This is a genomic window from Acinetobacter sp. BIGb0102 (assembly GCF_003815055.1).
Classification (GTDB): Bacteria; Pseudomonadota; Gammaproteobacteria; order Pseudomonadales; family Moraxellaceae; genus Acinetobacter; species Acinetobacter vivianii.
Genome location: NZ_RKQE01000011.1, coordinates 573553 through 585952 on the forward strand (window position 1 = coordinate 573553; position 12400 = coordinate 585952).

Genomic DNA, 12400 nt, shown 5'->3' on the forward strand with positions numbered 1-12400 from the left:
TATGGCTAGTGGAAAGCAAGAGAATAGTAGTAAAGGAACCCCTATTTATCTTTTAAAACCAGATAATGATTTTCGTAAAGCTGCGGATAAGATCATTAATGAAACTATAAAGAATCCTAAAAAAAATCCTCTTTATGTGATTGCACCTGCACAAATTAGTCTAAAAGAAAAAGAAAGCCTTAAAGAAAATATTGTTAATAAATATAAGGTCGCAGTGGAAAAAACAAAATTAAAAGTTAAAGAACATAATAGTAATGAAATAAAACAGAAAGAAGAGGATTATCAAAAAAAAGGAGTTTTGTTGACTGAAATGCAAAGTGGTCAAAAAGCCGCGGATTTATTGTTGAACTCTTTAGCAGTAATTGAAGACTCTAATGTAAGAGTATTTGATTATGAAATTTTTAAAAAAGATTTTTCTAAAGGCAAGGCTGAATTTGACAAAAAATTCAATCGAAGTAAACCTGCAATTGATCCTCAAAGCTTAGTAAGCATGCAAATTCAAAAAGCCAAACAAAAAGTTGGAGGAGCTGGTGCAGGATTGAAAAAGGCAACTGAAAATCAGTCTAGAATGTACCATCCTTCTGCACCTAATAATGGCGGAGGACAGTTTCAAGGAGGAACTAAGGCTAATATTCAAGTTGAACGAGCTGGTAAGGCTGTAGGTTCAATTGGTAAAAAAGTTGGGATAGCAGGTACTTTCTTAGATTCATATGAAGCTGCAGCTTATTTCGAAGATGGGAAGCCAGCTGAAGGTACTGCAAAAGTTGCAAGTATTGGTGGTTCAATGTATGGAAGTGGAGTTGCTGTAGGTATAGCAGGCAAAGTTTGCCCCAAAATGGTAAAAGGAACTCGAAAACCTTATCTTTTGGGAATCGCTGGTTTAAGTTGTTTTGGTATTTTATGGTACGCAGGTGATAAGACTGGTGGCGACGTTGCCGAAGGTTTGATTATGGATATGACAAGCATGACTCCAGAAGAAAAAATTGAATATAATAAAAAATTAAAGGAACAATTTGGAGTTGGTATGTATGATGAACATACACTTTCTAGCGATTAAGTATATTTGATGAAATATAAGGATTTTTTGATGAATTTTAGATTAATTTTTATTGCCTTAATAGTTTTTACATCTGCTTGTAGTGAGGGAAGTAATCAGGCATTAGATTCTCAAGTATCAAATTCAGGATTTTCATCTCAAAAAGAGTTAGAAAAAGCTGCTCAAAAAGGTGACTCTAAAGCTTTATTTATACTTGCATCTAGTTATGCGACAAATAGTGATAGCTTTGATGATCAGAAAAAGGCATTTAACTTATTTGAGCAGGCTGCAAATCTTGGTAATGATGAGGCTATGTTGCAGCTTGGTCTTTTATACCAAGATGGATCAAGTTACGTAAAAGAAATTGATAATCAAAAAGCTTTATTATGGTATAAAAGAGCAGCAGAAAAAAATAATATAGTTGCTTTACATAACGTTGGTGTAGCTTACTATGATGGTGTGGGAGTTACTGAGGATAAGAGTAAAGCTTATCAATATTTCCAGAAAGCAGCAAAATTAGGATTTTTACAATCTCAGAAAATTATAGCTTATCAACTATATACTGGTACTGGAGTAAATAAAGATCTAGAGCAGTCTTTTTATTGGTCTATGAAGGCGGCTGAGCAAGGAGATATTAAGTCTCAAAATAATGTGGCTCTCAATTTTGAAAAAGGTGAAGGGGTTGTAAGAGATCCTATTCAGGCGATGAATTGGTTTTTAAAATCAGCAAATAATGGTAATCCTGAAGCACAATATAATGCTGCTCTTAAATATTATACAGGAAATGGTACTAATCAAGATCTAAGTAAATCTATTGAATATGCAGAGAAATCAGCAATGCATAAAAATAAACCAGCAATACAGCTTTTGGTTGATATTTACTCTGATGTACAAAGTCCAAAGTATAATACTGAAAAAGAAAACTACTGGAAGTCTAAACTTTAGTTTTAATGGGTTGATTGTCATATCGATAGGCTTATTAAATTAAGCCTTTTTAAATTGTAGATATCGATTTACTGCAAAAATCTCTGAAATTACCTCTTTAACTTGGGATCAGACTCAATCCAGTTTAAAAGGTTTAATTGCTGCGTTTGTCAGTGCTGACCAGCTTTGGGAGCAATGGTTAGCCGACCCAAATAATAAAGTTAATGACCTGAAATGGTATAACCCTGCAAGGGCTTTACCCTGGATCTCTGAAATTACACGCAGTGTAGCCAAATGGAGCCTACAATATAATGCAAGTCCTTTGATTGCAAAGAAACTTTCAAGGGTTTCTTTTATTGCCTATGCTCATAGTTCGTTATTAACCGACAAAGTGCCGAAATGGTCATTGCTCTATAATATAGACTTAAAAATGACGAATGCTGCAAGTCAGCTGAATGCGACTGAAATCCAAAAACGTTGGAAAAATGCAGGGCAGAATACGGCTGCACAGAAAATTAAAGAAATTCTGAGTAAATCTCCTGTGAGTGTAGCGCTCAGAATTTCGGGGGTTGTTGCTGTATTTGAGTTAATGAATTTGGGAACGCAAGCCAGTCTTTTTGCTGGTGATAGGAATTGGGAAAACGGTTTTAAGGTAACAGCGGGCCTATTTGCGTCAACTGCAGCAATCTTAGATATTGCGGGTGGAGGAATGGCTGCTTTAAGTTTTGAAGAAAAAGCGAATAAAATTAAGCATTTTGGTGCATGGCTTGCTATTGGTGGTGCAACATTTAGTTTATTTGTAGAGACTATAGGTTTTGTTAAAGAATATAAAGGAGATCAAAATGCTTATATAATGGTTTTGTCTTTCGGTAAGGTTGTTAGCTCATTTATTATGGTCGGAGTGGGTGTTGGCTTATTACTGAATTTACCACAATTAAGTACAAGTAAAGCTGTTCAATTTGCTAATAGATACGCCTTAGGGCGCGTTTTACTGGCTGCAAACTTTATTAAAATAACTTGCTATATTAATTGGATTGGATTAGCACTTACAGGGATTGATATAATTTTAAGAAACTATTGGCTAGACGATGAAATGCAAAAGTGGTGCAAAAAATCTTCATTTGGTTTAGATTCCAATAAATTTAAATCTATGACAGATGAAGAGGAAGCATTTAGTAAGGCTATTGTGAGTATTTAATGTGAGTAAGATGTTTATTATTGAAGGTGATATAAAGAATCTTCAAATTGAAGATTCTAAAATTCATCCTTTAAAAAATATAGAGAAGCAAGCTGTTGGTTCGGCAATGCTAGGTACTTTAGCCAGCAGTAGTGGATTGATGACAAATGCTCCAATTATGCTTATGGCTGCAAGAGGAATTGATGCTAAAACTTTTACTTGTGAAGTGAATGGTTATAAGATAATAGGACAGTTTACAACAGTACAGTTCCAAGAAAATGATTCTCTAATATTGGTGATAAGTGAGGAAAAAGAGCAAGGTCGGCATTTAGCATATACTATACTTGATCCTGAAGTGGGGCTACTTTATATGATGTACGAGATGGGGAGGTCTCGGAAAAAAGGATTAAGATCTATTTTAAAGTTATCCTTATTTTTTTCGGTATCTTTTTATATTTTCTCAATAATAGTTTGTCTTATTTATAATTTTTTCTCAGAAGATAAAATTGAAATTTTAGAATTTGATTTTATAAAAGATTTTCTGTTTCTTGTGATTGTGAGTTTTTTAACTTTCTCACTTGTTTTTTTTGCTGCTTTATATAAAACAGTTAAAAAGGCTGGAGGACTATCTGAGAAAATATTTTCTATTTTGGGTTTTAAAAATGTAGATGAACAAGATTTTTACAATGATTTTATTATTAAAGATGGGATACATGTTAGTGTCATGGAATATCGAAAAAACCTAAAAGGCCCAGATCCCTATCCAGAAGATTATTTTGACAAGAAATGATAAAAATTGAAGGTCGTGTAAGGAGTCTTCAAATTGAAGACTCCAGAATCCATCCATTTAGAAACATTGAAAAACAAGCAGCAGGTACAGCTGTGGTTGGAGCTTTAACTGCAAGCAGTAGTTTGGCAACCAATGCTCCTATTATGATGATGGCAGCAAGAGGAGAAGCTGCCAAATCTTTTACTTGTGAGGTGGGTGAATATCGAGTAATTGGTCAGTTTACAACAGTACAATTTAAGAATGGGGATGAACTGGTTTGGGTAATTAGTGGAGAAAAAGAACGAGGACAACATTTGGTTTATGCAACCCTAGACCCCAAAACTGGATTATTGCATATGATTAATGAGATGGGGCGTTCTTTAAAATGTGGTTATATTAGTATTATTAAAACTGCTTTTGGCGTATCACTCTTTTTTCTAATATTTATTAATTTGATTGTTTTAGTTACATGGTTTATTTCTGAGGATGGTTTAGGTTTTAGCTTGATTGAATATATATTGCCACTTGTTTTAGCACCATTTGTTTTTACATTTTTATTTGTATTAAGTACCTTTTTATTTTCACGTGATCAGAAACAGGCTTGTCGGCTATCAGAACAAGTTTTTACGGTTCTAGGTTTTAAAAATGTTAAGAATCAGGATTTTAGAGCTAATAACTTTTTTATTGATGATCAGGGTAAATTAAGACGAAGTGTTATGTATTATCGAAAAAATTTAAAAGGCCCAGATCCCTATCCAGAAGATTATTTTGATAAAAAATGAAAAAGATAGAAGGCCACGTAAGGAGTCTTCAAATTGAAGATTCCAGAATCCATCCATTTAGAAACATCGAAAAACAAGCAGCAGGTACAGCTGTGGTTGGAGCTTTAACAGCAAGCAGTTTGGCAACCAATGCTCCTATTATGATGATGGCAGCAAGAGGAGAAGCTGCCAAATCTTTTACTTGTGAGGTGGGTGAATATCGAGTAATTGGTCAGTTTACAACAGTACAATTTAAGAATGGGGATGAACTGGTTTGGGTAATTAGTGGAGAAAAAGAACGAGGACAACATTTGGTTTATGCAACCCTAGACCCCAAAACTGGATTATTGCATATGATTAATGAGATGGGGCGTTCTTTAAAATGTGGTTATATTAGTATTATTAAAACTGCTTTTGGCGTATCACTCTTTTTTCTAATATTTATTAATTTGATTGTTTTAGTTACATGGTTTCTTTCTGAGGATGGTTTAGGTTTTAGCTTGATTGAATATATATTGCCACTTGTTTTAGCACCATTTGTTTTTACATTTTTATTTTTATTAAGTACCTTTTTATTTTCACGTGATCAGAAACAGGCTTGTCGATTATCAGAACAAGTTTTTACAGTTCTAGGTTTTAAAAATGTTAAGAATCAGGATTTTAGAGCTGATAACTTTTTTACTGATGATCAGGGTAAATTAAGACGAAGTGTTATGTATTATCGAAAAAATTTAAAATGCCCAGATCCCTATCCAGAAGATTATTTTGATAAGAAAAAAGTTAGTGAGTGATGACTGGTCTACAATTAAATCTAAAACTGGTAGAAGGCCCAATCCATTCTTTAGAAAAAGCCAAGTCCAAAATACCCGTAAATCAAAATGTAGGTGGAATTGCCGCTGGAACTGCTTTTGCAGGTGTACTGGCTGAAAGTAGTTCTTTGCTTACCAGTGCTCCTATCCTAGTGATGGCAGGTAAAGCTAAAGATGGCATCACGTTTACGGGGAAAATAGAAGGACATTCTTTACTAGGGCAATTTACGACGGCTCGTTTTAAAGAAAGTGATGAACTGATCGCTGTAATTAATGACAAGCCTGTAGATGGACGTTATCAGGTCTATGCCATTCTTGATCCTAAATCAGGCTTATTATATATGATCTATGAAATGGGCCGTTCAGTAAAAATGGGTTATAAAGCCATTATTATGCAGACTTACTATTTTACATTGTTGTCATGGGGATTTCTCTTTATTTTTATTTTATTCTATTTTATTTTCAATTTTTCCTACTCTATGAACACTATTTTATACTTTCTAGAGATTGTGGGAATTTCTTTATTTGTTTCTGTAGCAATTTCTGGTTTTGTTAACTATTTTGGCTATGGGCGGTCATATGAAATTTTTGGTGAATTATCCGAACAGATATTTGAAAAGCTAGGTTTTGATGATCCTAAAGAGCAGGATTTTTATAATGAATTTTTAACTGATGATGGTGTTCAGATTAGTGTAATGAAATATCGTAATAAGTTAAAAGGCACAGATCCTTATCCAGAAGATTATTTTGATAAGAAAAATTTTTAAAGTAAAAGGTTACGTAATGAAGCTTAAATTGTTTGTCATTATTTTAATATTATTCACCTCTGCATGCAGACAAGACAAAGAAGCAAACACTCACGGAACTTTGACTAAAGATTATAAAGATGTGACTGAATATAAGTCTAAACATGATCTGGAAAAGGCTGCAAAAGCAAATGATGCAGAGGCTATTTTTGTATTGGCATCTATGTATGCCACAGGTGAAGGTAAAAAATTTGATCAAAAGAAAGCATTGGAATTATTTGAGAAATCTGCACAACTAGGTTCTTCAAATGCCATGTTACAGTTAGGTTTGATTTATAGGAATGGCAATGAAGCTGTAAAAAAAGATGATCAAAAAGCGTTGATATGGTTTGAAGAAGGGGCTAAAAAGGGAAATCCATCTGCGATTCATAATGTGGGATTGGCATATTATAAAGGTTTAAATGTAAAACAGGATAGGGCAAAAGCGTTTACATATTTTATTCGATCTGCCGAATCTGGACTCATACAGTCCCAGACAGTTGTTGCTGCTCAATTATATGGTGGGGATGGCGTTGAAAAGGACATCAAAGCATCTTTTAAATGGATATTAAAAGCAGCTGAGCAGGGTGATCTCGAGTCACAAAACAATGTGGGCTTGGCGTATGAACGAGGAGAGGGTGTAGAACAAGATCCACTTCAAGCCCTTGTCTGGTTTAAGCGGGCAGCAGACCATGGTCATCCGTTAGCGCAATATAATACTGCACTTAAATATTATAATGGCGCCGGTATGAAACAGAATTTAGATGAGTCAATACGATATGCAGAAATGGCTGTACGTAATGGAAATTCATCAGCTAAAGCATTGTTATATGATATTTACGCAGAAAGTAGTAGCTTTAAATATAGTCCTGAAAAAGCAAACTACTGGAAAGCAAAGTTGTAATCGTACATTCAATCTTTCTATGGATATGAAAATCTGACTTTAAACTCATCTGATTTATACAAGGTATTTATCTTCAAATGAAAGAAAAACTTATTCTTATTTTGATACTTTTAAATTTCGCTCAATTGAGTGGCTGTTCAGATGTCACACAAAAACATAATGATCAGACGATTCAGGCGGATGCGCTATATCAAGAAGCTGAAAAATACTATTTGGGACAAGGTATTTCACAAGATTACAATAAGGCATTCACTTTATTTGAAAAAGCTGCGAAACAAGGTTCAGCGGCTGCTCAAAATGATTTGGCCAGTATGTATTTTCAAGGGTTAAGTACTCAACAAGACTATGAGAAAGCTTTTTTCTGGTTCAGCAAATCAGCACAACAAAACTTTCCAGAGGCCCAATATAACTTAGGCCTTATGTATGCTCACGGAAATTTTTTAGCAGAAGATAGCATTAAGGCATTAGATCTATTCGTTCAAGCAGCAGCGCAGAATTTTGCGCCAGCTCAGTTTAATGTAGCTAATGCTTATCTAAAAGGTGATGGTTTACCTAGAGATGAGAAAAAGGCCTTAGAACTATATGCCAAAGCAGCAGAGCAAAATTTCCCTCCAGCCCAATTCAATTTAGCGAATGCATATTTTAATGGTGATGGTGTACTTAAAGATGAGAAAAAAGCATTAGAATTATATACTCAAGCAGCAGAACTGGATTTTCCCCAAGCTCAATATAACTTGGCATATTTATATCAACATCATTTTAATAACAAGGAAAAAGCTAAATATTGGTTTAAGAAAGCTAATGATAATGGAGTACAAGAGTCTGTAGATGCTTTAATGCAGTTAGAGAACAACTCATAGTAACTATTTTTAAATCTTAGATTTTAAAAAGCCACTAAACAATTAGTGGCTTTCTTCGAAAACTAAATCAGCTTATTTAATTTTCTTAAAAATAAAGTCATTAATCTTATGACCAGATTCAAGACCACGACGCTCGAATTTAGTGACTGGACGCCATTCTGGACGCGGGTAGCTATTGCCTTTACCTGCCAAGTTTTCCATATCAGGACGATTGTCTAGGATATCAAGCATCCACTCTGCATACGGTTCCCAATCTGTTGCTGCATGGAAAGTCCCACCCAACTCAAGCTTTTGTTCAACCAGTTGCATACGCTCATGAATCACAAAACGACGTTTAAAGTGACGCTTCTTCTGCCATGGATCAGGGAAGTAAAGCTGTACGCAGTTAATGCTGTTATCTGGCATTTCACGTAATACCTGAATTGCATCTGCATCCAGTACAAACAGGTTCTTTAAGCCAGCCATACCCGCTTCATAGACACACTGTGCAATACCAGGCACATGCACTTCAATCCCGACAAAGTTGCGCTCAGGATTCGCCTTTGCCATTAACACTAAAGAACGGCCCATACCAAAACCGATTTCAACAGTTAATGGGCGTTCAGGATGTTCAAAATGCTGGCGTAAATCACCAACAGGGTATTCCAAAATTAAATCACGATAATCTTCTAAAGCAGTACGTTGTGAAGTATTGAGCGGAGCTGAACGACGCATAAACGTCACAATTTCACGGTGCTCAGGCAAATTGTCGAGTTCCGTAATTTGCGTTTCTAACTGATCGTTTGACATGATTCTGGAGATATAAATATAGAAATGCCGTATTTTAAGTGCTCAGGTGGACAAGTCAAACTTTTTAAGTGATTTTATTTCGCTGATTATTTTTGAAAATGATGAAAATTTGTCAAAAAATCTTCATGGTGCTGTCACAGAACTTGCATAGCCTAATGGCAATTTAAACACTAAGTAAAAATCATGAATAATTTTAAATATCATTCGATCGCCATTTGTCTAGGTTTATTAGGTGCATCTTCAATCTTTTCTGTTGCACATGCACAATTGATGTTTAGCCAATATGTCGATGGCAGTAGTAATAAAAAGGGACTGGAAATCTATAATCCAGATGCGACTACGGTGAATCTGGCGGATTATGAAATCCAGCAGTTTAATAATGGCGGCACCGTTAAAACCGTAGCATTTCCCTTACAAGGCAGTTTAGCCAGCAAACAAAAATTCCTGATCGGCCGTTCAGAATTACAAGCGCAATTAGGCAATAAGGTGAATCAGATTGCTGGCTTATCCTTTAATGGCGATGATGCAGTTGTGTTGCTGTATCGAGGTACACCTGTAGATCGTTTTGGTCGCATTGGTGAACGCCCTACAAATGGTTGGGGTACAACTGTTTTCAGTATGGGCAACAGCTTTAAACGCACACAGACCGAAAATCCTGTGGTGGGTATTGATCCAACCAGTCCATTTGATCTGGATCAATCTTGGCAGGCATGGACAGATCGGAATGATTTTTCGAATTTAACTGGGTCAACCACAACTCCGCCTGTCACTGAAAATGTAAGCTGTAGCAGTAGTGATACGCCGATTGCAAAATTGGCAGACTCAACACAAGACCAAAGCTATACCATTCGTGGTATGATCACAGGGGATTATCGCTATAACAATGGCTTCTCAGGTTTTTATGTACAAACGCCTGATAGCAAAGCTACCCCAAATGTCAGTAATGCCATCTTTGTCTATATTCCTGCGAGCAGTACAGTGAAAGGTGGGCAGATCGGCGATGAAGTCATTCTACGTGGTCGTTTGACCAGTTATCAGAACCAGCTTCAGATCGATCAGTTACAACAGGATATTCTCACCTGTAACCAGAATATGGCAGATCAGATCCAGCCAATTGCGTTGAACTTGCCATTTAACAGCTTAACTGATGCTACGGGGAACTCACCGAAGCGTTATCAAGGTATGCTGGTCAAGTTCCCGCAAACGCTTACCGTCAGTGAAAACTATAATTTTGGGCGTTATGGTGAATTATCTTTAAGCCTTGGCCGTTTGTTTATTCCAACCAATTTGTATCCAGCACTGTCGAATGAAGCAAAAGCCTTAGCACAACAAAATCTGCTGTCCAAGATTATTTTTGATGATGGCTATAACAACCAGAATCGGGCACCGTGGTTGCCACAAAACTTTAGTGCCTTAAATACGCTACGTTCAGGATATCAGTTAAAAAATACTCAAGGTATTTTGGAATATCGCTTTAATGCATGGCGCGTACAACCGATAGCGGGGGCGAACTTGCCAGAAGTGGTGAGTAGTTCTAATCCACGCACGAGCATCGCCGCTAAACAAAGCAAACATGTCCGTGTAGCAGCATTTAATGTACTCAACTATGACAATGGCAAGAATGGCTTTCCAACCGAACGTGGTGCCAATAGCAAAGCTGAATTTGACAAGCAGCATGCGAAAATCGTCAATGCATTGAAATCAATTGATGCTGATGTATATGGCTTGATGGAGATTGCCAACAATGGTTATGGTAGTGATAGTGCCATTGCCAATTTAACCAAGGCGCTAGGCCCTGACTGGAAATATGTGATTCCTGAAGGATTGAATCAGCTTGGTACTGATGTGATTGCAGTTGCGATTATTTATAACGCTAAACGGGTGCAACCTGTCAATAAAGCCGCTGTACTGGATTTGGGGGATAAAAACCGTAGCACGATTGCACAGTCATTTAAACCCGTGCAGGGCGGACAGATTTTTACGGTTATTCCGAATCATCTTAAATCGAAAGGCTGTTCTGGTGTAGATGCCAATTCTTTAGATGCTGATCAAAAAGATGGACAAGGCTGCTGGAATCCAACGCGTGTGAAAGCGGTTGAACAATTAACGCAATGGATTGCCAAGAATCCAACTCAGGTCAAAAATCCGAATATTTTATTATTGGGTGATATGAACAGCTATGCCAAAGAAGATCCAATCCTGACGTTTGAGAAAGCCAATTATAAAGTGTTATTGAATGATAATAAGGTCGGTGAGGGTGCCAATGCCTATAGCTATGTTTTTGGTGTATCGAGCAATGCTGAGGGTTATGGTGGTGCAGGTAATCTGGATCATGCCATTGCGGATGCCAACCTTTATAAGCGTGTGATCAAAACCTTTGCATGGCATATCAATGCGGATGAGCCAACGGTACTGGACTATAACGAAGAATATAAAACCGATGAACAAAAAGACCTGTTCTTCTCAGCCGATGCATATCGTTCTTCAGACCATGATCCTGTGATTGTTGATCTGGATATGAAATCAGCCGATTCGCAACTTGAACCTGAACATCCGAAAAGTGTCATTGCAGCGTTCTTAAATTCACTTTTTGAATGGTTAGGCAAACTTTTTGGCAGAGCGTAACGGTATATCCGTAACGAGATCGAGTGAGTTTTTTCATAAATTAATCAATCGTCACGGAATATAACTTGCAAGGCAGAAAAAAATTCATTAATAGTAGTGGTGTAGATGTTCTTAGCATGAAAGCTATTATAAGTTTGAGTTATTCTGTTCTCGAGTTTCGTAGGAACGTTCTAGAGCATAAGTTGTTAGATAACAAGGATCAATTATGAAGTTGTATTATTCACCTGGTGCATGCTCATTGGCAGCCCATATTATTTTAAATGAAATAAATGTCGATTTTGATTTAGAACGCGTTGATCTAAAAACACATAAAACCTCAAAAGGTGCAGATTATTACGAGATTAATCCAAAGGGATATGTCCCTGCTTTGGAAATTAATCCAGGTTTGATTTTAACCGAGAATGTTGCGATTTTACCGTTTTTGGCGCAACACGATCCAAAACAGGACTTAATTCCGCCATCAGGGATGGGAAGAGCAAAAGTACTTGAATGGTTAGGATATTTGAATTCGGAACTGCATGATGCTTATGCGGTTTTCTTCACCGGTAAACTGACTGACGATGAGAAGACCAAGGCATATGCTGAAGTGGATCGTTTGTTGAAATATATCGATGACTATCTGGCAGGTTGGGATTGTGATTATCTGGTCGATGATAATTTTGGTCCAGCAGATGCCTATTTGTTTGTGTTAACCAACTGGTCAAACCATATCGAACATGATTTAACACCGTATATCCATATCGTAGCGCTACGTAATAAAATTGCTGAGCGTCAATCGGTTCAGATTGCGATGCGTGATGAAGGGCTGTTGAGCTAATACAACCCAATAAAAAAGCCTCTGTTTACAGAGGCTTTTTTATTTCAACTGTCTCGTCCTAGATAAGGTTGACACTTTCTAAACTTAAATTTGGAGAGTGTAATGAAAACAATAGTTAAAAGAACACAACGAGATTACAGCCTA

11 protein-coding genes and 1 pseudogene are annotated in these 12400 nt (G+C 36.5%); 11 read left to right on the forward strand and 1 reads right to left on the reverse strand.

All coding sequences use genetic code 11. The annotated features are described in order from the left end of the window. Position 1: 1 nt before the first annotated feature. From EC846_RS08865 to EC846_RS08905, 9 genes and pseudogenes are all read left to right on the forward strand, one after another. A complete protein-coding gene (locus tag EC846_RS08865; RefSeq protein WP_123774915.1) occupies positions 2-1057 on the forward strand; it encodes a hypothetical protein in 1056 nt (351 codons plus the stop codon). A 30-nt stretch (positions 1058-1087) separates the two neighbouring features. Then, positions 1088-1981 (forward strand): tetratricopeptide repeat protein, encoded by an 894-nt coding sequence (locus tag EC846_RS08870; RefSeq protein WP_123774916.1) that lies wholly within the window; start codon positions 1088-1090, stop codon positions 1979-1981. Positions 1982-2045: 64 nt separating this feature from the next. Further along, positions 2046-3158 (forward strand): annotated as a pseudogene (locus EC846_RS08875) (T6SS effector BTH_I2691 family protein); the annotation flags it as partial. 10 nt (positions 3159-3168) lie between these two features. After that, positions 3169-3927, forward strand: coding sequence for a putative type VI secretion system effector (locus tag EC846_RS08880; protein ID WP_123774918.1), 759 nt, complete (start codon positions 3169-3171; stop codon positions 3925-3927). Continuing rightward, a complete protein-coding gene (locus EC846_RS08885; RefSeq protein WP_123774919.1) occupies positions 3924-4688 on the forward strand; it encodes a putative type VI secretion system effector in 765 nt (254 codons plus the stop codon). The genes EC846_RS08880 and EC846_RS08885 overlap by 4 nt, the downstream gene beginning before the upstream one ends. Further along, positions 4685-5458 (forward strand): putative type VI secretion system effector, encoded by a 774-nt coding sequence (locus EC846_RS08890; RefSeq protein ID WP_123774920.1) that lies wholly within the window; start codon positions 4685-4687, stop codon positions 5456-5458. The genes EC846_RS08885 and EC846_RS08890 overlap by 4 nt, the downstream gene beginning before the upstream one ends. Then, the gene (locus tag EC846_RS08895; RefSeq protein ID WP_123774921.1) at positions 5458-6243 is read left to right on the forward strand and encodes a putative type VI secretion system effector; all 786 of its coding nucleotides are present in this window, start codon (positions 5458-5460) and stop codon (positions 6241-6243) included. Before EC846_RS08890 ends, EC846_RS08895 begins: the two co-directional genes overlap by 1 nt. A gap of 16 nt (positions 6244-6259) precedes the next feature. Continuing rightward, positions 6260-7165 (forward strand): tetratricopeptide repeat protein, encoded by a 906-nt coding sequence (locus tag EC846_RS08900; RefSeq protein ID WP_123774922.1) that lies wholly within the window; start codon positions 6260-6262, stop codon positions 7163-7165. 77 nt (positions 7166-7242) lie between these two features. Continuing rightward, positions 7243-8025: an SEL1-like repeat protein gene (locus tag EC846_RS08905; protein WP_123774923.1), complete on the forward strand. Its 783-nt coding sequence runs from the start codon at positions 7243-7245 to the stop codon at positions 8023-8025. Between the two features lie 72 nt (positions 8026-8097). Here the strand turns inward: EC846_RS08905 and trmB are convergent, their stop codons facing one another. Next, complete coding sequence (gene trmB, locus EC846_RS08910; RefSeq protein WP_004662584.1) at positions 8098-8814, reverse strand: tRNA (guanosine(46)-N7)-methyltransferase TrmB; 717 nt, start codon at positions 8812-8814, stop codon at positions 8098-8100. A 183-nt stretch (positions 8815-8997) separates the two neighbouring features. On the opposite strand from trmB, the gene EC846_RS08915 reads away from it, so the two are divergent. Continuing rightward, complete coding sequence (locus EC846_RS08915) at positions 8998-11439, forward strand: ExeM/NucH family extracellular endonuclease (protein ID WP_123774924.1); 2442 nt, start codon at positions 8998-9000, stop codon at positions 11437-11439. A 205-nt stretch (positions 11440-11644) separates the two neighbouring features. Next, positions 11645-12256: a glutathione binding-like protein gene (locus EC846_RS08920; protein WP_004772690.1), complete on the forward strand. Its 612-nt coding sequence runs from the start codon at positions 11645-11647 to the stop codon at positions 12254-12256. Positions 12257-12400 lie beyond the last annotated feature (144 nt).